At 52.7% G+C, this 21,897-nt stretch carries 26 protein-coding genes; 23 read left to right on the forward strand and 3 right to left on the reverse strand.

All coding sequences use genetic code 11. The features are described from left to right. The first annotated feature begins 11 nt into the window (after positions 1-11). The 22 genes from ACWKX3_RS11460 to ACWKX3_RS11565 all read left to right on the forward strand — a co-directional run bounded on the left by ACWKX3_RS11460 (position 12) and on the right by ACWKX3_RS11565 (position 18,580). A complete protein-coding gene (locus tag ACWKX3_RS11460) occupies positions 12-1,403 on the forward strand; it encodes a DUF1073 domain-containing protein (RefSeq protein WP_454541864.1) in 1,392 nt (463 codons plus the stop codon). Further along, the gene (locus tag ACWKX3_RS11465) at positions 1,357-2,343 is read left to right on the forward strand and encodes a phage minor head protein (RefSeq protein WP_454541788.1); all 987 of its coding nucleotides are present in this window, start codon (positions 1,357-1,359) and stop codon (positions 2,341-2,343) included. Before ACWKX3_RS11460 ends, ACWKX3_RS11465 begins: the two co-directional genes overlap by 47 nt. Continuing rightward, on the forward strand, positions 2,340-2,540 hold the full coding sequence (locus ACWKX3_RS11470) for a hypothetical protein (RefSeq protein ID WP_454541789.1): 201 nt from the start codon (positions 2,340-2,342) through the stop codon (positions 2,538-2,540). The genes ACWKX3_RS11465 and ACWKX3_RS11470 overlap by 4 nt, the downstream gene beginning before the upstream one ends. 12 nt (positions 2,541-2,552) lie before the next feature. Further along, complete coding sequence (locus ACWKX3_RS11475) at positions 2,553-3,893, forward strand: DUF2213 domain-containing protein (protein ID WP_454541790.1); 1,341 nt, start codon at positions 2,553-2,555, stop codon at positions 3,891-3,893. Between the two features lie 3 nt (positions 3,894-3,896). After that, entirely contained in the window at positions 3,897-4,328 is a 432-nt protein-coding gene (locus ACWKX3_RS11480; protein ID WP_436879547.1) for a hypothetical protein, read from the forward strand. Between the two features lie 11 nt (positions 4,329-4,339). Beyond that, positions 4,340-5,422, forward strand: coding sequence for a major capsid protein (locus ACWKX3_RS11485; RefSeq protein ID WP_217073526.1), 1,083 nt, complete (start codon positions 4,340-4,342; stop codon positions 5,420-5,422). Between the two features lie 11 nt (positions 5,423-5,433). Further along, positions 5,434-5,799: a hypothetical protein gene (locus ACWKX3_RS11490; protein ID WP_454541791.1), complete on the forward strand. Its 366-nt coding sequence runs from the start codon at positions 5,434-5,436 to the stop codon at positions 5,797-5,799. Between the two features lie 2 nt (positions 5,800-5,801). Then, positions 5,802-6,182, forward strand: coding sequence for a DUF7370 family protein (locus tag ACWKX3_RS11495; RefSeq protein WP_057072451.1), 381 nt, complete (start codon positions 5,802-5,804; stop codon positions 6,180-6,182). After that, positions 6,182-6,352, forward strand: coding sequence for a hypothetical protein (locus tag ACWKX3_RS11500; protein WP_013097716.1), 171 nt, complete (start codon positions 6,182-6,184; stop codon positions 6,350-6,352). The genes ACWKX3_RS11495 and ACWKX3_RS11500 overlap by 1 nt, the downstream gene beginning before the upstream one ends. A 3-nt stretch (positions 6,353-6,355) precedes the next feature. Next, positions 6,356-6,592: a hypothetical protein gene (locus tag ACWKX3_RS11505; RefSeq protein WP_454541792.1), complete on the forward strand. Its 237-nt coding sequence runs from the start codon at positions 6,356-6,358 to the stop codon at positions 6,590-6,592. A 3-nt stretch (positions 6,593-6,595) separates the two neighbouring features. After that, positions 6,596-6,952 carry a hypothetical protein gene (locus tag ACWKX3_RS11510; RefSeq protein ID WP_454541793.1) on the forward strand — a complete coding sequence of 119 codons (357 nt, stop codon included), beginning with the start codon at positions 6,596-6,598 and terminating at the stop codon, positions 6,950-6,952. A gap of 2 nt (positions 6,953-6,954) precedes the next feature. After that, entirely contained in the window at positions 6,955-7,395 is a 441-nt protein-coding gene (locus ACWKX3_RS11515; RefSeq protein WP_454541794.1) for an HK97 gp10 family phage protein, read from the forward strand. Beyond that, positions 7,392-7,772: a phage tail termination protein gene (locus ACWKX3_RS11520; protein ID WP_454541795.1), complete on the forward strand. Its 381-nt coding sequence runs from the start codon at positions 7,392-7,394 to the stop codon at positions 7,770-7,772. The genes ACWKX3_RS11515 and ACWKX3_RS11520 overlap by 4 nt, the downstream gene beginning before the upstream one ends. Before the next feature lie 56 nt (positions 7,773-7,828). Then, the gene (locus tag ACWKX3_RS11525) at positions 7,829-8,593 is read left to right on the forward strand and encodes an immunoglobulin domain-containing protein (RefSeq protein WP_454541796.1); all 765 of its coding nucleotides are present in this window, start codon (positions 7,829-7,831) and stop codon (positions 8,591-8,593) included. Positions 8,594-8,648: 55 nt separating this feature from the next. Next, positions 8,649-9,338: a DUF6246 family protein gene (locus ACWKX3_RS11530; protein ID WP_454541797.1), complete on the forward strand. Its 690-nt coding sequence runs from the start codon at positions 8,649-8,651 to the stop codon at positions 9,336-9,338. Positions 9,339-10,127: 789 nt separating this feature from the next. Further along, positions 10,128-12,440 carry a tape measure protein gene (locus ACWKX3_RS11535; protein ID WP_454541865.1) on the forward strand — a complete coding sequence of 771 codons (2,313 nt, stop codon included), beginning with the start codon at positions 10,128-10,130 and terminating at the stop codon, positions 12,438-12,440. A gap of 10 nt (positions 12,441-12,450) precedes the next feature. Continuing rightward, positions 12,451-12,678, forward strand: coding sequence for a hypothetical protein (locus ACWKX3_RS11540; protein ID WP_454541798.1), 228 nt, complete (start codon positions 12,451-12,453; stop codon positions 12,676-12,678). 41 nt (positions 12,679-12,719) lie between these two features. Continuing rightward, complete coding sequence (locus ACWKX3_RS11545) at positions 12,720-13,217, forward strand: hypothetical protein (RefSeq protein WP_454541799.1); 498 nt, start codon at positions 12,720-12,722, stop codon at positions 13,215-13,217. After that, positions 13,217-13,687, forward strand: a complete 471-nt coding sequence (locus ACWKX3_RS11550; protein ID WP_063924353.1) for a hypothetical protein — start codon at positions 13,217-13,219, stop codon at positions 13,685-13,687. The genes ACWKX3_RS11545 and ACWKX3_RS11550 overlap by 1 nt, the downstream gene beginning before the upstream one ends. Then, complete coding sequence (locus ACWKX3_RS11555) at positions 13,650-14,066, forward strand: NlpC/P60 family protein (RefSeq protein WP_454541800.1); 417 nt, start codon at positions 13,650-13,652, stop codon at positions 14,064-14,066. The genes ACWKX3_RS11550 and ACWKX3_RS11555 overlap by 38 nt, the downstream gene beginning before the upstream one ends. After that, on the forward strand, positions 14,053-16,530 hold the full coding sequence (locus ACWKX3_RS11560) for a host specificity factor TipJ family phage tail protein (RefSeq protein WP_454541801.1): 2,478 nt from the start codon (positions 14,053-14,055) through the stop codon (positions 16,528-16,530). Before ACWKX3_RS11555 ends, ACWKX3_RS11560 begins: the two co-directional genes overlap by 14 nt. A gap of 58 nt (positions 16,531-16,588) precedes the next feature. Further along, complete coding sequence (locus tag ACWKX3_RS11565; RefSeq protein ID WP_454541802.1) at positions 16,589-18,580, forward strand: tail fiber/spike domain-containing protein; 1,992 nt, start codon at positions 16,589-16,591, stop codon at positions 18,578-18,580. Positions 18,581-18,590: 10 nt separating this feature from the next. Here ACWKX3_RS11565 and ACWKX3_RS11570 read toward each other — a convergent pair whose 3' ends face one another. The 3 genes from ACWKX3_RS11570 to ACWKX3_RS11580 are packed head-to-tail and all read right to left on the reverse strand — an operon-like array spanning position 18,591 to position 21,302. Next, positions 18,591-20,024: a glucosyltransferase domain-containing protein gene (locus tag ACWKX3_RS11570; protein ID WP_454541803.1), complete on the reverse strand. Its 1,434-nt coding sequence runs from the start codon at positions 20,022-20,024 to the stop codon at positions 18,591-18,593. After that, positions 20,017-20,943 (reverse strand): glycosyltransferase family 2 protein, encoded by a 927-nt coding sequence (locus ACWKX3_RS11575; RefSeq protein WP_454541804.1) that lies wholly within the window; start codon positions 20,941-20,943, stop codon positions 20,017-20,019. Before ACWKX3_RS11575 ends, ACWKX3_RS11570 begins: the two co-directional genes overlap by 8 nt. After that, a complete protein-coding gene (locus ACWKX3_RS11580) occupies positions 20,940-21,302 on the reverse strand; it encodes a GtrA family protein (protein ID WP_454541805.1) in 363 nt (120 codons plus the stop codon). Before ACWKX3_RS11580 ends, ACWKX3_RS11575 begins: the two co-directional genes overlap by 4 nt. Before the next feature lie 113 nt (positions 21,303-21,415). On the opposite strand from ACWKX3_RS11580, the gene ACWKX3_RS11585 reads away from it, so the two are divergent. Next, the gene (locus ACWKX3_RS11585; RefSeq protein ID WP_454541806.1) at positions 21,416-21,805 is read left to right on the forward strand and encodes a HumD family translesion DNA polymerase; all 390 of its coding nucleotides are present in this window, start codon (positions 21,416-21,418) and stop codon (positions 21,803-21,805) included. Positions 21,806-21,897: the final 92 nt, after the last annotated feature.

Below are 21,897 nucleotides of genomic sequence, written 5' to 3' on the forward strand. Positions count from 1 at the left end.
GGCGGCAGCGCATGCTTTACGCAGGCCAGCCAGGAAACACCAAGCGTACGAAGTTGTGGGATGAGTTCGGATATCCCAACAGTCTCGAATTCGATCGCTACTATCGAGCCTACGAGCGCAACGCGGTGGCGTTTGCCGCCGTACATAAGCTTCTTGATTCGTGCTGGGTTGATAACCCGACGATCATCGATGGCGACGACGGCAAGGAGTCAACCGAGACAACGGACTGGGAGAAGTCAGCCACTAAGCTACTGAAGAAGCACTGGCCGAAAATTAAGGATGCGGATCGCCGCAACCTGGTTGGCCGGTACTCGGCATTGCTCATTCAGTTCCGGGACGGAAGGGAATGGCACGAGCCAGTCGACCGCGCGAAGGTTAAAACCCTAAGGAATATCGGTAATGGACCCATTGTTAAGCTGATCCCCGCGTGGGAATCGCAGATCAAGCCAGGAAACTTCGATACCGACACGCTTTCAGAAACGTACGGCCAGCCAGTTTCGTACAACTTCAACGAGCAGCCCGTTGGTGATGATGGTACGTATGGCCCGGTGCGCGGTGTTACCGTACACCCCGAGCGAATCATCATTCTCTGTGAAGGCTCTGAAGACGAAAACATGCTATCTGGCGTGCCATTCCTGCGCGCGGGCTACAACAAACTTCTCGACCTTGAAAAGGTATCGGGTGGTAGTGCCGAAGGTTTCCTGAAGAATGCCAGTCGCCAACTCGGGATTGCGTTCGATAAAGAAACCAATATCGCGAACCTGACAAAGTCAGCCACAGACGCTGGCTACAAAGACCTTGGAGAAGCGCTTAACGACAAAGTCTCCAAGATGAACCGTGGCACTGATGCCGCCCTGGTAATGCAGGCCGGTACGCCTTCGGTACTCTCCGTTGCAGCTGCAGATCCATCCCCTACATGGACAGTGGCCGCCAACGAGTTTGCATCTTCGATTCAATGCCCGTTCACCATTCTGTTTGGTCAGCAGACGGGGCGACTTGCCTCCGATGAGGACAAGACAGACTGGGCGAAGCGCTGTAACGGTCGCCGCTGGGGATTCCAGTCGATGGTGGTCGAGAGCGTCCTTGAGCGCTTCTGGACTGTTGGTGTCATTGACCCGCCATCATCCGGAGAGGTAACGCTGGCATGGTCTGATCTGCTCGCGCCGAGCGAAAAGGAGAAAATTGCCAACATGCAGGCAATGGCTGTCGTGGCGAAAGATACCCAGCAGGCATACGGCACACCGGCGGTGGATGAAAACGAAATCCGCGCAGTCGGCGAGCTGGAGCCTCGCAAGGTCGTTCAGCCACCTAACCCTGATGTAAAGCAAACCGATAAGGATCCGCTGACAGATGATGATGACAGCGCAAACCAGGATCGGGACGCCAATCGTACCGCGCAATAAAGCTGACCCCACGCAGTCATCGCGACAGGTCAGCCGGATGTTCAATGATATCGAAGATCGGTATCTGAACATCAAACGCAGGCTAAAGGCACTATTTGACCAAAGGCTGACAGGGCAGCAGCGTGAGGTTAACGCCAAGCGGTCCTGGATGATGTGCAACAACGAGGGCGCTGAGCCTTCACTGTATCAGGTAAATGTCGGTAAGTTCATCTACGACATGACATCTGCCGAGCTGGCCGACCTGCTGCAGGTTGTGCAGTCGATTCTGGATGATGAGCTTCTCGATGGAGGCAGCCAGAACCTATGGGCGATGGACTACGTCATTGCGGAGTATGACCGCGGCACGCTAAACGCCTTCACCAACCTGTCGGTGCAGTCGCAGGTTTACGCCAGCCAGACCACGCTGCAGCAGCTTTTAAGCAGCCCTGGTTATCTGAACCAGATAGCCGCGGCCAGGCTGACAACGTACAGCGACTGGAAAGTCATCAGCGACACAGCCCGCGGCGACCTGACCAACATCATCACCGATGCGTTAGCGCGCGGAGCGAATCCTCGTGAGACGGCCAGCGTCATCAGCAAGCGTCTCGATGTGTCGATGTCGAAGGCCAAGACCATCGCTCAGACTGAGCAGGTCGGCGCGTTGCGGCAGGCACAATGGAATGAAACGGACTGGGCTGCTGACAGGCTGGGACTGAATACCGGCCTGATGTGGCTGTCAGCACTCAAGCCAACGACGCGCACCTGGCACGCCAGCCGTCACGGCAAGGTCTACACGACCGAAGAAGTGCGAGACTTCTACGCAGAGAACGGCAACCGGTACAACTGCTACTGCAGCCAGATTCCGGTGCTGCTCAACGATGACGGCAGCATCTTCAACGAGGGGCTGGCGGATAAGTTGAAGAAAGAGCGTCAACAGTGGACCACCAAGGAGGCTGCATGAGCACGCCTATTCCGAGAGAAGCGCCGAGAGATATCAATCATGGCCGCCTGTTCACTGAATCGCAAATCAGAGCCGCTTTCATTAAGTGGCGCGAAGATTATAAGCACAACCCTGATGCTTATCAGGATGGCGACTCCACCGACGGATCAGCTTGTGCTGATTACCTGATTCAGGTGATGACCGAAAACCCCTACTAGCGAGGAACAAGCATGAAGCGCAACCGCGTTAACGTGCTGACCGTCGTCAACTCCGCTTCAAACATCACCACTGAAACCATCGACGGCAAGCCACATATCGTGGTTCGCGGCATCACGCCTGTCGTGGACGATATTGTGATGAATCGGAAGTTGTACCCGGCAGCAGAAATCGAAAAGGCCTACAACACGCTTGAGCGTAACCCGATGCCGCTGGGCCACCCGAAAGTGGACGGCAAGCATGTCTCGGCGCGCGATGTCCGGGCGGTGAACGAGTACCACGTCGGGGCCTGGCTGCAGAACGTCAGCCACAAAGACGGGAAGGTGACTGGCGACATGTACGTTAACCGCCAGTACGCCGAGTCGAGCGAGAAGGGCAAACGCCTGATTAACCGCCTGGATGAAATGCTGGCCGGCACCAACTCTGACCCGATCCACATCTCCACCGGCCTGCTGTATTCCGGCATCGCTGCCAATGGCGAGTCGAAAGGCAAGAAGTACAACGAGATCGCCACCAACATGATGTTTGACCATGTGGCGGTGCTGCTTGATGAGCCAGGTGCCGGAACGCCTGAGGAGGGCGTGGGCATCTTCGTTAACTCAGAAGGTGATGAGCAGCAGATCGAAGTTGCCCGCCTTGCCGATGGTATCGACTGCACCCGCGAAGGGATGCTCAACAAGACCAAATTCTTCTTCACCAATGCCTCCAACTTCTCCTTTGACGATATCCAGCGCGCCATCAGCGACAGGCTGCGTGAGGGTTCGTCAGAAGATAAGTGGCTCTGGCCGGAAACGGTGTGGCCAGACAGCTTCATCTATCGGGATGACAACAAGTACCTGAAACAGAAGTACCTCATCGATGAGGGCGGCAAGGCCGTGTTCGTCGGCGAACCTGTAGAAGTCGTGCGCAAACCCACTGAGTACGAGATTAAAACCAACGGAGAGAACGATCCGATGAAAGAACTGATTATCAATGCGCTGCAAGCCGCTGGTAAGCCGACTGAAGGCAAGTCCGATGCCGAGCTGATGGACGCATACAACCAGATGAAGGCTGAAGAAGCCACCGCCAAGAAAAAAGAGCAGGCCACCAATAACGAAGAGATGCCAGCGTGGGCGAAAACACTCGCCGATCGCGTGGACGTCGTTTTCAACAGCCTGAACGCTAACGCCGACAAAGAGAAAGGCGAAAAGCGCGCGGCTGTGAAGTTGGCGATGAACATGAGCGATGAAGAAGTCGCAGATCTGGACGGCAAGGCGCTCGATGCCATGTACGCCAAGTGCCAAACCTCTTTCGGCCTGAACGGTGCATTCCGCCAGGCAACCAACACCCAATCAGTCAGCGAAATGCCGGAGTAAAAAATGGCTAAAGACGGAAAACACGTAATTCACGCCGGTGGCGTATTCCCTAATCCGCTGCTCAACCGTGAAGGCGCAGCTGCGGCAGCCACCAAGCCGGGTACCGTTGGCTTCTTCTCAGCAGGAAAATTCACTGCCTCCGTGGATGGTAACGAAGAAGCGATCCTGTATGTCGCTGATTTCGATTATCTGCGCTGCCAGACGGTTGATGATTCAATCCCAATCAACGAGCTGGTAGTCGCCATCCACCCGATGCAGGGCATGTTTCTGAACGTGCGAGCAGCCGCCGGCACGTACAAAAAAGGCCAGCCGTTATCCATCGTAAACGGCCAGGTGAAAGCCCACGCTTCTGGCGAGTCCATCCGCGCATATGTCGAAGAAGACACGGCGTACACCGTTGCTGCAGGCGATCTGCTGCGCGTCGTTATCAAGTAAGGAGCACCTGAATGCTTGTATTTTCTCGCTCTATCGGTGAACGCACCGGTAACCTCGAAGTCAACCAGGCGCAGTTCCGCGAGCTGGAGATGGCGCGCAACATGAGTGCGCAATCTGTCGCTGACTTCATTGCCCGTGCTCGCTTCGGTGAAAACGGACACCTGGACGCGGTGAACGCGGTTGATGACATCCGCCGCATGTACCGTGCGTACGACCAGACAGTGCTGGCACAGTTCGAGCCGAACACCGAATTCACCCTGTTCAACGACCTGATGCCATTGTCACGCTCTGTCCGCCTGGAAGAGTCAGTGTATGAATATGCACGTACCGGCGGTCGTGGCTGGGCACACACTTCCATGTCCGGACAGATCGGTGCGGCGCTGGATGCTCGCGCGTACAGCTTTGACGGCACCATGGTTCCGGTACACGACAGCGGCTTCAAGTTCCACTGGCGTGATCCAATCTTCAACAAAGGGTCAGCATTGGCATCACTTGCCGATGCGCAGCGCGGCTCTGTTGATGATGTGCGCCGTAAAATCGTGGACTACATGTTCAACGGTTTCCGCGACTCGGAAGGCAACTTCGTTACCTTCGATGGCAAGACCTGGAAGGGTCTCAAGGCTGATGACCGTGTAGGCCTGGTCGATCTCGGTGCGTCCGGCCTAAATATCAACTTCGCAACCAGCACTGACCCAGAAGCAATGCGTAACGGAGCGATTAAGCTACGCGATACGCTGAAACTCCAGAACAACCAGTACGGCCAACAGACCTGGTACGTCTCCAGTGAAATCATGTCCAACTGGGAGCAGTACTATGATACCCAGAACAAAACCCGCACGGTGCTGGAAGAGATTCTGAAGCTGTCTGGTATTGCCGCCGTGAAAGAAGATGCCGAGCTGACCGGAAACCAGGTATTGGTTGTACCACTGGCTGCAGGTGTTATCGCGCCGGTGGTTGGTCAGGCAGTGGGAACTGTTGCTGACCCGCGTCAGTTCTACAACAGCGACTATATCTGGCGCACCTGGGGGGCTGCTGGACTGATGGTTAAGCAGGATATCAACCTGAAACACGGCGTGCTCTTCGCGAGCAGCTAAGGAGAAAAAGAATGGCACTGGTAGAAATCACAGCAGGTAACGTCTTCTCCGGTGCCAACCTCCGAAAACTGGAGGTTGGTGCGATCGTAGAAGTGGACGATGCAACGGCTAAGCGCTGGTTGGAAACAGGCAAGGCGAAGGAGACTGACAAGAAGAAGGGCGAAAAACTTTCCTTCGAAGTGGCTACCCCTTCCGCGCCGACGGCAGATCTTTCTGGCCTGCAAAAGCAACTCGCCGACGCGCTGGAGCAGAACAAAAAGCTGATCGCCGATGGTGAAGAAAAAGACAAGGCTCATGCCGACGCGCTGGCAGCAGAAACCAAACGCGCCGACGACGCAGTGGCAGCGCTGGCAGCAGCAAGTAAAAAGGATAAGTAACCATGGCTGACCCAATCACAGCGGCAGACGTGCAGGCGTTCCTCGGTGAATTGGGTTACTCCATCCCGGGCGCGCTGCTGGAGCCGATTCTCTGCGTGGTGAACAAGATTATCCCCTGCCTCGACGGGGCAGGTTATGACGAGTGCACCGCGAAGCTGATCCTGATGTACGCCGCAGCGCTTATGGCTACGTCGTCCGGCGCGCGCCGCATCAAATCCCAGGGTGCGCCGTCCGGCGCGTCCCGCTCGTTTGAATATGGCGACGACAGCATTACCTGGTTGCGCGACTCGCTGGCCAGGCTCGATACCAGCGGTTGCACGGGTGAGTTACCAATCAGCGCTGGTAACAGTGTCGGGTTCTTTGATGTGGTCGGTGGCTGCTGATGACGTACAAATCAGTTAAGCACGGGCTACCGCGCTCATTTACCCGCGTCTGGGTGATGACCGACACCGGGCGGGAGACTACCGGCTACGTGAAATCGGACGGCGAGTGGTTCATCAACTGCCCGCGAATCCGGGCGACTGGCGCGAAGGTGCTGCGCTGGAAGGAGTGAAATATGGCGACTGTAAAAAACATGGTTAGCGCGTTGAATGTGACGGCCATTTTTCGCGTTGCTGGAGAGGTTAAAACCTTCAGCGAGACAGTGGTTTCACCAATCATCATTGAGCGTTATTTGCAGCTGGAATGCGGTGATGTCATAGGTCTTTTCGTGCCGGTTGGTAAAGGCCAGCAGGTCAATGCGCTGAATATCGAGTGGTTTGAGATTGAGCGCATTCCGGCGCCGAAGGAGTAACGCGTGTCGAGTGTTGCAAACTGGTCATATACCGCCACGGCGACTATCTGGCGAAAACAGAACGGTGGCACCGATGAATACGGCGATCCAATCAATGGGTACGCCGCACCGGAAGTAATCATGTGCGATTACGAAGGCGGGCTGTCAAAGCGCATCGGCAGCCTGGGCGCAGAAATCGTCGTGAAAAATACCGTGTGGACGGAGTTTGCGCTGGCGGCCGCAGGTGATTACCTGCTGATTGGCGCGTCGACAGAGCCAGACCCGGTTGTGGCCGGTGCCGACGAAGTACGGCAGGTTATACGCTACGCCGACACGTTCGAGCGACTGGCGGATGACTATGCAATTTTGACAGGTGTCTAGCCATGGGTATCAAAGTTAAAGGTATCGATCAGACCATTGCTAAGTTGAACCGTATGATTGGTGACGTTAAAAGCGTACGCATCATTCGGGCTTTGTACCTGGCATCAGAACAGGTTATTGAGTCAGCTGCTGTGATAACGCCAATAGACACATCAACCCTCGTTAACTCTCGGTTTATCGATTTTGATTCAAGCGGCAATCGAATTACGGCAAAGGTTGGGTTTTCAGCCTCGTATGCAGCCTATGTTCATGATGCACCAGGCAAGTTGAAGGGCCAACCAAGGGCGCACTTTGGCACCACCAGATCAGGCAAGCAGTTTGGTGGTGGGACAGAGCAAGGCGTTTATTGGGGGCCTGGGGGCGAGCCGCAATTCCTGAAAAAAGCTTTTGAAAAGGTTAAGCCACGAATCCCTGAAATTATTGCAAAAGGCATGAAGAAATGACCCCACCAATGGCCGACCGAGTGCGTTCAATGCTGGTTTCTGCCGGACTTACGACGGCCTTTACCTGTCAGAGTTTTTTCTGGGATGACAGTGGCAATAAGTCTGAGGCATTCATGATCTTTAAGCCTGCCGGAGGGGGAATACTCCGGCAGGATGAAGGTGGAACCTATTTTGTTCAGTTGGATGTGATCGGTGCCATCAATGAAGATCGCAAAGCGAATACCGCAGCTATGAGCATTATTGATTACGTACAGGCTAATCCTATTGCGGACCCCTGCATCGGATACATCGAGTCCTACGGTATGCCTCAACCAATGCTAACAGCAGAGGGGCGGGCGGTATTTTCGCTCCGCTTCCGCTGCGTATACGGCGAATAACCCTATCCACAACCATCAGGCTGCCATCCGGTGGCCTTTTTATTTGAGAGGTACACATGCAAGGCTGTGCTAATGATTTTGGCAAGCTGATCGGGAAAGTAGCTGTGCTACGCATGGCCTTTGGCTGCCCCGACGCAGTGCCAGCGCTTTCCGAGTGGAAGCGACTGGGCGCAATGACCACGAAAGGTTTCGATTACTCAATGAATACGGTCAGCTCTGAGGCTGATGATTCAAAGGGTCTGGTTGAAAACCTGGTCAACAACATGGATTTCACAATCTCTGGTGACGGCGAGTTCCGCAAGAACGATAAGTCTGTAGAGATTGGCGCGATCCACATGTCGAAATACATTTTCGATGAAGTTCAGGCTGGACGTCAGCCAACCGTCTGGGTTCGTTTTGATTTCGCCGGGGAAGACGCTGGCACCTACATCATGGGGTATTTCAACACCACCTCTTGGTCAGGTGACTTCGGCACCAGTGATATTTCAACTTTCTCAGGTGAGTGGAAAGTCTATGATGCCGACACGGTTGTGTTTGAGATCGCTGGCGATGCACTTGCCTTCACAACCAACCTTCCTTCAACGAAAACCGTTGCGACTGGCTCAGCGCTCAACATGAGCGTAGCTGTTACAGGCGGTACAGCTCCGTATACGTATGTCTGGAAAAAAGATGGCTCAACAGTGAGCGGTCAGACTACAGCGACGTTCAATAAGGCGAGCGCAGTCTCGGGTGATGCTGGTTCATATACCTGTGAAGTTACCGACTCTGCCGGCACGCCAGTAAAAATCACTTCAAACGCCTGCGCTGTCACTGTCAGCTAATGGCTATTCCAAAGGGCGGCTTGCTGCCCTTGATAATAATCATTAAGGCAAGAGCATGATCCCTTTAACAGACATTGGCGAGGCTGTGCTTTCGAGTAGAAAGGATGGCGATAAAGAGTACCTTCTAAGGCCATCATTCGCTGCAATGACCAGAATCGGATCGCCAGAAGAGATCGTTTCCGCATACGCAATCATCCATGGCAGTGATCTGCAAAATCTGATTGCAGCATGTTCTTCTAATCTTGGACGACTTCCTGAATGGCTTTCACCACAACTTTATCGCATGGCTGAAAAGGTCCTTTCTGTTTCCATGCAGGTGGTTCAGGCGTGCTGTGAAGATGATTTGACCCCTATGATAGGAGAGTGGAAAGGGTGGTCAAGATACATAGTTTATCGGCCCGGCGCGCTAAGCCGTAACGACATTATTGTCATCGCCCAACACCTAATGACCCATGGCGTTATAGGTAAAGCCAAAGTCAGGAAGTTGCAGCGGCATGAAACCAACTCGACCACAACAGCATTCAACGCCATTGAGTATATCAATGCTGCCCGCACTCATTTTGAAATGACACGTGAAGATGCCGCGCACCTGACGATGACAGAGTTTGCGCTGCTTCTGAACGCGAAATACCCAGACCAGAAAGGGCTGACCAGAGAGGAATACGACGCAGTAATGGATGATGACGAGCGTCGTTGGCAGGAAAAAATGATGCGCGAACAGCAAGAACGGTCAATGAAGCAGTAGCTAACGTATCCATGGAGAACAGCAATGTCGGAAAATTTAGGTGGTATTGATATCACCATCGCATTGGATACCGCTCAACTTCTTGACGGTGCCAAGGATGTGCAGAACGCGCTGAGCCAGATAGATAGCTCATCAAATAAGGCAGGGCAAGGGTTAGACGGCCTCGATGCTGCAGCGAATAAATCTGGAAAGTCGATCGCAAGGGCTGCTGATGACGCGAGCAATGCAGCCAAAATCATGGAGCGGCTTGGTAACGAAATAGCAGTTCTTGAAGAGGCAAATAAAAATGGTGCCCGCAGCGCTGCCGCCCTCGCAGCTCAAATTGCAGCGTCAGGTGATGCGTCAGAGGCGCAGAGTAGGGAGATTGGAAACCTTGCGGTAAAGCTTTTTGACGTGAAGCAGGCTGCGATCGATGCAGCCAAGGCGAATAGTGATAGTGCCGCTGCTTTCAGAGCATCAGAATCGGCAATCTCATCCCTTGAAGGTGAGTTGTCCGTCCTTAATGCTGAGATGATTGAGGGATCTCGCAGCGCTGCTATCCTGTCTGCCCAAATGAAAGCGGGGAATGGGGCAACTGACGAGCAAAAGGCGCGCATTTCTCAGCTTGCCGGCCAGCTCTATGACCTCAAATCTGCTCAAAATGCGTCAGCAAAAGCATCGTCTGAAGCAGCGAAGCAGGCGGCGCAGCAGGCCAATGACGCGGCAAGATTGCGCTCAATTTCTTTGAGCCTTACGCAGCAGATCGCTGTTCTCAATGAAGAGCAGAAAAATGGCGCGAGAAGTGCGGCAATGCTATCGGCCAGGCTCCAGGCTGGATCATCTGCTACTGCGGCTCAACGAAAAGAAATTGGCGAGCTTGCAGGGAAATTATACGACCTCAAGCAAGCGCAAAATCAGACAGCAAAATCTTCTGTTGGATTAAAAACAGGGCTTTCTGCAATAGCTTCCGCGATCGCCGTATCTCAGGTAGTTGATTATGGTAAGCGCTTCCTTGAAGCGGCTGACGCCATGTCTCAAATGCAGGCCAGGATCGAGAGGTTGACCGGCAGCGCCGCGGCCGCCACCCAGACAATGCAGGGTTTGATGCGCATAAGCTCGGCAACGGGCGGCTCACTGCAGGACACCGCGAAGCTGTGGGAAACCCTCAGCACAGCGTTGCGCGATACCGGCGCGACGAACGGCCAGATCATTCAGCTCACCGAGACACTTCAGAAAATAGGGCGCATCGGCGGATCCTCAACCGAGGAAATGGCTAATGCTCTTCGTCAGTTCGGCCAGTCGATCTCCTCTGGCACTATCCGGGCTGAGGAATTCAACTCCATCCTTGAACAAATGCCTGAACTGGCGCGTCAGATTGCCGCTGGGATGGGCGTTAGCATCGGCGAGTTGCGGCAACTCATGCTGGACGGAAAGCTCACGGCAGAAGATGCCCTCAACGCAATTCAGAAGCAAACCGGTTCAGTTAATGCAGAGTTCGAGAAACTCCCGCGCACGCTTTCACAGGCTAATACCGCGCTGACAAACTCATTCCTGTCGATGATCGATTCAGTTAACCAGGCAACAGGAGCCAGCAATGGCCTGGTTGCGGTTATCGACTCGATGACGGCGGCACTGGACAGGCTGGTGGGGAAGGCAATCTCAGCGGATTCGCAAATTTCAGATCTGAACAGCACAGCAGAAATGTTCACACGCCGGGCGCGCACCTGGTCATGGTTGGGTCTGGACGGCTGGGAGGCACAAAACAAAGCGCTAGCCGGATTGAGCAACAAAGCCGCCATGCTGGTTGGTGATCTGGCTGCTGTTTCCAAAGCATCACAGACCGCGGCTAATACCAAGCCCATCGAGATAAAGGCGGTGGCGGGAACAGGCAAGCAGAAAAAGACGCAAGCCGAAAAGGACGCTGAAAAATACGCCAAGGCTCAGGAGGCGGTTAACGAAAAGTTGGATGAACTGCGGCAAAAGGCAGAGCTGTCTGCTGGAAGTGTAGGCGAATTGTCGCGCGCGCAGGCCGTGCTCAATGCCCAGCAGTCTCTCGGGAATAGCGCTACAGAAGATCAGATTCTGCTTGCCGGGCAACTGGCTGGTAAGGCTTGGGATAATGCCAACGCGTTACGCGCCCAAGCTAAGGCAGAAAAAGAACGTACTGACGCTGCCAACAAATTCACATCGATTCAGGGAAAGACCAGCAAAACCGCAGGCCTGGATAACCAGTATCAGAAAGATATCGCTGACATCCAGCAGTACGCCCAACTTTATCCGCAGAAGATAGGCGAGGCGGAGGCAGCACGCGCTGCTATCGAACAGCAATACCGGGATCAGCGCAACGCAGCGATGTGGGAGGAATGGGCGCAACAGAACGCGGCCACGCAGGCAGCGGCGGCGGCTTTCGACTCTCTCGGGTCTGTCGCCAGTAACGCGCTAACCGGCATTGTCACCGGCAGCATGTCAGCCAGCGATGCGATGAGAAGCATTGGCATGACGGTCCTGAACAGCTTGGTTAACTCTTTCGTGCAGATGGGCCTCGAGTGGGTTAAGTCGGCGATTATGGGCCAGGCCGCAACTACGTCAGCAGTGGCAGTTTCGACAGCCGCTCAAACCGCAGGTATAGCTACCACTACGGCAGCAAGTACCGCGGCAGCGGCGACACAAACGGCGGCCTGGACACCTGCGGCAATGCTGGCGTCTATCAGTACTCTTGGCGGCGCTGCTGCCATAGGCATTGGCGCTGTTCTCGGTGCGCTGGCTATGGGAGTGGCTGGCAAACGCAAGAACGGCGGACCGGTTAGTGCTGGCGGAATGTATCAGGTCGGCGAAGGCGGGATGCCTGAAATTTACCAGGCCAGCACCGGTAAGCAGTACATGATCCCGGGCGACAACGGCAAGGTAATCAGCAATAAGGATATGCAAGGCGGGAGTGGTGTAATAATCAACAATATCGTGCAGAATTACACCTCTTCTACTGTTGATTCTCAGGGAACTGTGAACTCAGATGGTAGTATTACCCTCACGACGATTATCGCTGATTTAAATAATGGTGGCCCGATAAGTCAGGGTATAACCAGTAATTTCAACGTAAAAAGAACCCCGAACGGTCAGGGATAAGGAGACTTACGTGGTAATTGAGCCGGGCGAAGTGCAGTCAATACCAACTGAGATAGGTAAGCCACATAGGATACGCCCGAACAGGGCGGTCGAGTTTGTGTTTACTCTAAGTGATGGATCAACAATCAAGGGCATAACGCCTGCTGGGGAAGAGCAGGAATTTACCAATAATGGCGAAATCGTTGACATAAAAATCAATATCTACGAGGCACCAACCGGGCCCCGGCTTGTTGATTAAGCAAACCCGCTCCGGCGGGTTTTTTATTGCCTGGAGTTTAGATGCCAATCATCGACTATCCTGACTGGCTGCCGCTGGCGCAGAAGGCCAGCAAAAACATGACGCTCGATACCGGGTTCCAGACCGATCAGCCAGCGGTAGGCCCGGCTATCTTCCAGAACCTTACTGACGACCTGAAAGTGACCTGGTCACTGACGTGGATCTTCACTCTGGACCAGGAGCGCGCATTCAAGCAGTGGCTGCGCAGCCCGAACTATCTCAACCGTGGTCTGAACTGGTTCCGGGTGAATATCAACCTGGGCGGCAGTGGCCTGCAGCTGCAGGAGCTTCACTTCACGCAGATGCCGGTGCAAACCAGTATCGACGGCGGGGTGGTGACCTGGACAGGGACAGTTATTGCGAACCACCTCTACAACGCCGACGACGAGTTCGACGACATCATTGTTGAGCTGCCGCCACCGTGGGATTCGTGGCTGGATATCGTGGTTACGGGTTATCCGGACAATAGAGACCCAGAATCACTGCCGAGGGTGCCGTAATGCCTAGCTTCAGGGAATATAAGCAGCAGCGCCCGACGCGCGGCCTGTACGACACAATCACTTTCTACCATCCATCCTTTGGCTATGTCCGCCTGGTCGACAAGCAGTTCTTCCCTAAAACGCTCGCCAGCCAGACGTACACGCCAGCGCGCTTTGAAATCGAAGAGAGCCAGCAGAGCGGTACGCCGGTGATCGACGCGACGGTGAAGTTAGGGCGGCTGTCGTCTGACATCAAATCGCTGATGAAGAAGTGGAAGGGCGCTGCCCGGCTGACAGCCATCACGGCCACGCGGCAGATATTCGACAGCGGCGATGTGTCGGTACCAATTAAGTCGTGGCAGCTTTACGTCAAGACGGTGGATATCGATGCCGACTCAGCGTCGGTAACCCTTTCTGTTACCAACCCTCTGAATAACAACATCGGAAGGCTCTATGACCCAACGGAATATACCGGCCTGCAGTACCTCTGATTTTATTCGGAAGGTGATCGGCGTGCCCTGGGCTAACCGGGCGTGCTCATTCGAGAGGGTGGATTGCTGGGGCCTGTGCGTGCTGTATTACCGGCACGTTCTCGGCATTGAGCTGCACCAGACGCCGGACTACGAAGCCGGGTCCGACTTCTTTACCTGCTATCAGGGTGACGTCGTTTTCTGGCGCCAGGTCGATAAGCCGGTCGACGGCGGGATATTCGTCGGGTACTGCGGCGCGCAACCAGCGCACGTTGGACTGGTGCTTAACAGGCAGGCGCTGCACTCCCGCGGCGAGAATGGAAGCGTGCGCATGGATTCGTTGCTGGTCATTCAGCGGGCATTCACCAAAGTGGAGTTTTTCGAATATGGCGCTGGTTGAGATATCGAATTTTCCAGGAACGCCTAAGCTGCGTTGCAGGGTGCCAAACGGCACCCTTTTTTATGACTGGCTGGCGGCCAATGACGCTACATTTCACCGTGACCTGCTGATCGTCCGAAACGGCGTGAAGCTGGGCGATGATGACGAGTTGGCTTTTGAGTTGAGCGAGCTGGACCATATCCAGATATTCGACCAGCCGAAAGGCATTGTCGGCGACATCCTGAGTCCGATTTTCAAAGTCGTTGGGCAGGTGTTTTCGTTCCTCGCGCCGAAGCCGGCCATTGCTAACAACGGCGGAAATTCTGTCGACTCACCGAACAATAGCCTGACCGGTCAGACAAACACCGCGCGTGTTTACAAGGCCAAGCCAGACATCTACGGCCAGATACGTTCGTTTCCCGATCTGATTCAGGAATCAGTATTCGAATACGTTCATCAGACGGCTACCGACGGCGGCCTGAAGTACGTTACAGAGTGGATGTGCATCGGAATCGGTAAATACGATTATGAGTCCGTGCGCTACTCAGAATCCAGCCTGGGCTCTCTGGCAGGCGCTGAATTCCAGTTCTTCCAGCCGGGAGAAGTCATCCCGCAAATCGTCGAGGGATACGGGTTCGATGACGTCGACGGGCAGGAGGTTCCCGGGCAGAACGAAGCCAGCGACTTCCCGATCGAAACAGCAACGGCAAACACGGTGGTCAGCGGAACGTATTCCGGCGGCCAGATAGCGATGAAAATCGTTAAGCAGGCTGAGTTCGACTATTTCATGGGGCTGGTTCTGCCGCACGCTGTAACCTTCACCATCAACGTGACGTACAGCACGGCCTCCGGAACCGTTACTACCGATGCTACATTCTCCGGCACGCTGATCTCCGCCGTTGAAACAAACGATGGCGCGGTTGTTAACCCGGTGCGCTGGTACACGTTTACGATGAACCAACTGGAGGGTCCGCAGGACATCCCGGCCAACGCTACTATTAACACCACGAAATTCATCCTCAACGACAATGAGGCGCTGGTGGTTGGGCCGTTCTTCTCGCCGGTCGAGTCTACGCAACTGTGGTTGCACACCCAATCTAGCCTGGGCGGGAAGAAAGAGACCAACTGGAAGGTTGTCATCTGGAAAATTGACGATGACTACAACCAGGTGCCGGGAACGCAGCAGACGTTTACGTACCGGCAGACGACGCCGCACCAGTCGACCAGCGAAGTGTTCTACCGCACAGACAAATTAACGCCGTCCGGCGGTTTCGGGAAATACGCCGTCAGCTTCCAGCGCACCGATAACTCCAGCGATGCCAGTCTGCTGAAGGTCGAAGAAATCCACAGCATTAACATCCGGACCAATGTCGTTCACCCGACAGACACGCTTGTGCGCGTAAAGGTCCGGGCGACAGAAAACGCGCTGGGCAGCCGCGAGCGCAAATATAACGCTCTGGTGACACGCCATACCATCACGTACAACATGGACACGCAGACGGTGGATTACACGCTTCGGCCGTCGCGTTCGTTTGCCGATGCAGTGACGCACACCTGGCTAATTATGGGTGAGCAGCCGGTCAGCAGCATTGACCTGTACGGGCTGTATTCGATCGCCGAGAGTCTGCCTGATGAGCGCCTGGGCTACTTTGACTACACGTTTGACGACGAAAACGACTCGCTGGGCGATCGGGTTCAGGCGATCTGCAACGCAGCCAGCGTTATTGCGTACTGGGATGACGGCGTGCTGACATTTACCCGCGATCAGAAGGTTGATTATCCGGCTGCAGTATTCAACCGGGCCAACATGAAGACTGATGAGTACAAAATGACGTACGAAGCCACTCTTCCGGGCGGTTATGACGGCGTGCAGGTGTCCTACGTTCACCCGACAACGAATAACAAGACCTATATCAACTACCGGGTCCTGAACGGCTCTATTGTCGAACAGGAAGCGGAGAACCCGAACAAACTGGAGATCGTCGGCTTCCGTAACGAGTTTCAGGCCCGGGAACGCGCGCTGCGCGAAACCAAACGTCTGATTTACTCCCGGGTAAAGATGAACGCCAAAGTGTTCGAAGACGGAATCATCCAGGTCGGCAGCGTCATTCAGATGCCTGATATCTATGATAGCAACCAACAACAGGGTTACATAACCGGCCGCGCCGGGAATAACTTTGATACAAGCGAACCGATCACGTTTGCCGGTTCGATGTATGTGCTGGTGACCGACAGTCTGGGTAACCCGACATTGAGATACCCGGCAACAGCCCGATCCGATACGAAGTACGGCTTCACCGCACTAATACCCGACATTCAGCTCAACATATGGAACGGAGACACTGTCCAGCTACCGTCGCGTTACCTCATAGCAACGGTGCAGGAGTTGGACAGCCAACTATGGACGGTCAACAGCATCAAGCCGAACACAGATAACACGGTATCTCTGACCGTCGCGGAGTACAGCGACGCCATCTACCAATAAGAACCTTCCCCGACCAACCAGACCCGGCCACCGTGCCGGGTTTTTTTATGGAATCAATATGGCTACGCAACCAACAAACCTGCCAGTACCAAGTGAATCGCCGCGCGACCTGAAATTCAACGCAGGAAAAATTGACGAGTTTGTTACCTCGCTTGAGCGAAAATACATCGATCGTTTCGGTGGTCAGCATTACACGATAGAAGGGCTTCGCTGGCTTATTCAGCAGGCTATTTCATCTATGGGATGGGTGCTTATCGACTCATTCCAGGACGGGGCCGACATAACTCTGCCTAACCAGGCACTGCGTGATGAAGCGAGCGGAGAATATTATCGCTGGGATGGCCCACTTCCAAAGCATGTTGATGCTGGGTCCACGCCCGCGTCATCAGGCGGAGTTGGGGTCGGCGCATGGATTGGGGTTGGGGATGCTTCACTTCGGGCTTATCTGGCAACTGTGGCAGGTGCGGCTTCGATCGGCCTGCAGCCAGGTGGAAATCTTCAGCAGGCGATCACCTGGGTAACCCCAGAGCAATTTGGCGCTATTGGTGATGGCACCGTACACCCTCTTTCCGAGAGATATCCGACCCTAGCTGCAGCACAGGCTGTATACCCATTCGTGACCTCACTGACACAAACCATCGACTGGGCTGCATGCCAGGCGGCTGAGAACTATGCGCGTGGCAAGGTCCCGGTGCGCTGCCCATATGCAATTTACCATTTTGGTGTAGATGGCATGCTTCAGCAGGGGAATCATAGCAAGTGGTACGGGGTGGCAAGCACGCCACTGTCAAATCAGTTCGGAACTACTATGATTCGCTCAAAAACGTCTGTTAAGCCAAGTTTTGGAAAGGATGCGGTCGTAAGGGTAATGGATGCCTCAGCAGCTGGCAGTTCTGATGAATTCGTACGCGGTATCGTATTCGATGGAATTCATTGCTCCAGAGGTGTACCGCGCAGGACCATAACAAAGAATGTCGGTGATATTTGCTATCATGCGAATACGGCAATGAAAGCAAAAGTTAACATCTCTGTAAGCGGTGCTGAGTATGGTTTTCTTGGATATGGTTGCTGGGGGTTAACAGGAGTAGTCAGGGCTGATTCATGCCATAAGGCTGTATATCTTGATTCCGCAACAGCAACCCCCGAGTATGCCCCGGCAGCAGGATCGACAATCACGAGTGTCGATCTCAGGGTTGAAATTGACGCATCTCCTTTCGGGCTGGTTCTTCGCAGATGTAAGTATTGCAAGTTCCATGGGTTTATCGAAGGGGCATTAACAACCTATGCAAACTATGACTTCGCCAATGAAACGGCGATAGCTGTAAGTAGATATCAATGTGACAGCGTTGATATAGAAAATATCGGCATTGAGGCATGGCAGGGTGTGCACGACTACTCATATGCATCGACGGGTATTTTTGCCAATAGCTGGACACAAGACTATAAGCTCCTCAACACAACAGGGAAACATGGACCATACCAGGCAATGTCTATTCTGATGGGGGGATCTGAGCTTTACACTCTGCCAGCTACTAATAATAGTTATTATTATAGCCTTGGCGGATCGCTTGTGACCCTGATGAACATGACTGGTGATATGTCCACATCAGAATTCACAAACACCTTCCTGGTAACGCCTGACTCAACATCTAAGTTCTATATGCAAAACACAGGCATTTATTTTGGCTCTAGCAGGCTTATAGCCCCATCAAACTGGGTAAATATAGACTGTATCAATGACAGATTTATGCCTGTATATTTAGCCCCGAACGGATATGAGTATGAAGGAAGAGGGGTTTCATACGCCTCTGCGTATTCAACACAGCTGATAAATGGTGGCGATGGTAGGGTACAAGTAACTCCACCTACGGGATGGAAAATAATTAATGTCGAGGCATGGGTAATCATTGGTACGCAGGGGCAGGCGACATCTGTAGCACCAATGGGTATCGTAAGCTATAGCGATACAGTTGTAACCTTACAGACCCCCGTAAACGTAGCAAGTACATATAGCATCAACTACAAGCTGAGGCTAAAGATTACCAAATAGCCCTCGCGGGCTATTTTAAAGTTACGTATATCTCATTTCCGGATATGATGTTGAAATACCTGCTTGAGTGTAAAGGGACGCCACTGTTTTCGGTGTTGGTGGTGCTTCCCATCTCCGCATTTATCCCATAATGTTTCAGCATTATCATTCCTGACCAGTTGTATAGCGGCATAACCATCCACTTAAGGGAAGGGAATCTCTTAAATTCCATATCAGTAGCTATAGCTGTAGATATCTGGCCTGAGATATACACATTTTTGCCATCCAGCTTAGAGGGCAAATAAGATGCTATATCATAAAACACCTTATCTTCGAGCGAGCGCTGATGCTTGCTCGCATTCCCATATGCAGAAGAGTAAGACAAGGAGAACATTACAGGGATAATGCATGCGATTGTAGTGATTCTCTTTGAAGAAAGCATGGACGCCAGATAGCCAATCAGCAGCATAAACCCAGGCAAGCCCATCATTACCCGAGGGGCAACCACTGTCTTATCGACAAAGATAAATGGCCCAACAATGGAGAATGCTGCCACAGCAATACTGAGCACCAAAACTGTAAAACCTATTATTTTTGATAATGAAGAAAAATCAGATTTTATCAGCCTGATAGCAAGCATTATCAATCCAACAATCGAAAGCGCAAGCGCCAGAAACCATGCCATGTAAAGCGATTCATTTAGCAGGCTTGAAGCAATGCTCCAGAATCTTTCAAAATTGTAAGACAGGCTTTTTAGTGGGTCGTCAGCTTTTACAACAAGATCCGAGTGGACATTCTTTGACAAGAAGAAGGGAGTCACACCCTTCATGTAGATTATCATCCCAACAATTGCGCTTGCCGCTCTTTCGGCAGACATTCGAAGTGCATATGTTCCGCACCCCCTATTGTAAAGCGCATAAGCTATTTCTATGGCGCACAATGAAAGAAATACATTTATTGTTGCCTGATAGAGACTCAAGGCAAGCACAAGGCATACAGCCCCAAATAGCACCCTAACTGCCAACTTATATGATGCTGCCATTTTAGAGTAAGGCAGTGTAGCAAGGAAAACGCCAAGCATCATGGGGAAGGAGTCAAAGTGATAAGAAAGGTTTTGAAGGAAGAACGGGCTTAGTGAAAATAAAGAAAAAACCAAGCCTGATGCAATGTCGCGACTGATTGCGAACCGACAATAAAGCATCATTGAAGAAGCGCCAAGTAATGAGCCAGCCAGTATTAGAGATAATGGAAAAGAATCTACAACGAATCCTGAACCAAACCCAAGCGCCATAACAGCAACGTCAGAAAGAGGGCGACCAAGTACGCCCCAATACGCCTCACCATTTGCCGCTCTTAGTATGTCGTCCTGATACAAAACACCTGAAAGCAGGATAGGCAATACAAAGAGAGCGGTAACGCAAACAATTACCCAGCACCCACTATCAAATCTATTCAACTTAAACATCTTTATTCCTTTTCTTCAGAATAAATCTTGGGCGCTGCTTGGACTCAACATAAATCCTGCCAATATACTCACCAAGAACGCCAATCCCAATCAGCTGAACCCCACCAAGGAACAGGATAGAAACAAGCAGAGAAGGATATCCACGCACGGCATTACCGAATGCTAGCGTATCGACGATCATCCATGCGCCGTAGATAAATGCTATTCCGGCAACGATAAGTCCGATGTAAGTCCACACTCGAAGCGGGAAGGTTGAGAAGCTTGTTATACCTTCAAGAGCAAGGTTCCACAGCTTCCATCCGTTGAACTTTGTATTGCCTGCCACACGTTCTGCGCGGGCATATTCGACAACATCAGTACGTCCGCCAACCCAGCTCAGAATGCCTTTCATGAACAGGTTGCGCTCAGGCATGAGCTTGATGTTTTCCACAACTTCACGAGACATTAGTCGGAAGTCGCCAACATTTTCCTCAATCTTCGGATTGCTGATTTTATTGTGGAGTTTGTAGAACCACTCGGCAGATTTACGTTTAAGTCTGCTGTCAGTTGAACGGTCAGAGCGCTTTGCAAGAACCATATCCGCACCGGCCTGCCACTTCTCAATCAGATGCGGAATGACTTCAATCGGGTCCTGCAGGTCAACGTCAATCGGAATAACCGCATCACCAGTGGCGTGGTCAAGTCCGGCAAACAGAGCGGGCTCTTTCCCGAAGTTACGCGTAAATGACAGGGGAACCACAAGCGGGTCGGCAACAGCTAGCGCATTAATAATTGATTCTGTAGCGTCTTTGCTGCCGTCATTGATGAATACTATCTCGACTTCATGCTGCAGCAAACCCTCAAATTCCCGCACGGTTTTATAGAAGATTGGAATTGCTTCTTCTTCATTAAATACCGGAACGACCAGAGAAATTTTCATTTCGCATCCCTAAAGACAATGAACTTTGAATAAATAAACCCGCACACCAGACTGATGGCGGAGAACACGATTAACGTGATGACAGGAGCCATGCCTGATTTATCAGCACACCAACCTACAGCCGCACTTAGGGTCCCCATAAAGCCCACATAAAGCATGTAGCGCATCGTTGTTGTGGATGCCTTGAACGTGAATCTGGCATTGGCGAAGAAGCTGAACGATACCGCCACCACAAACCCTGCGAAGTTAGCCAGGGCCTGGCCTGTGTGGAATACGTAAATACATATAGCGAACACTACCCAGTGTATGAGCGTGTTAATGACACCTATCGATGTGTACCTGGCGAATAACTTTAACATTATAGAAATCAGTGAATTCGGAAAGGTCTGAAGTGTAGCACTACAAACACTATTGATCGACACCGCCGATCGGTACTACTGTATTAATATACAGTATCTATCGGAGGTGAGTTATGGGATTCCCGAGCCCGGCAGCAGATTACGTTGAGCAGCGCATATCACTTGATGATCGCTTCATCCACAAACCAGCAGCCACCTACTTCATGAGAGCGTCAGAGACTATATACAGATGCGGCATCATGAAGGATGCGCTACTGGTCATAGACTCATCGCTTAACCCGTGTGACGGCTCATTGCTCGTCTGTGACTGCGGAGGAGAGTTTGCTGTGAGGCGCTATAGAGTTTACCCGCACCCGCATCTGGAGAACGTGACGAACGGAAGAAAGGAAAAGTTACCTGGTCACGATGAGAACGCAACCGGACCCGGCCCAGTGTTCGGAGTGATAACCTACATCATCAACGATGCGCGTTCTGGTGAGTTTGATGATTGCCCGGTGATGTGAGACAGAAATGGGACACACAAAGCTTTGCATCGGTTTGCAAGGCTTTGCATGTTTTTCGAAGATGGGACGTGTGAGCGCCGTAGTGATGGGGT

It is taken from the genome of Enterobacter sp. UPMP2052 (genome assembly GCF_053709675.1).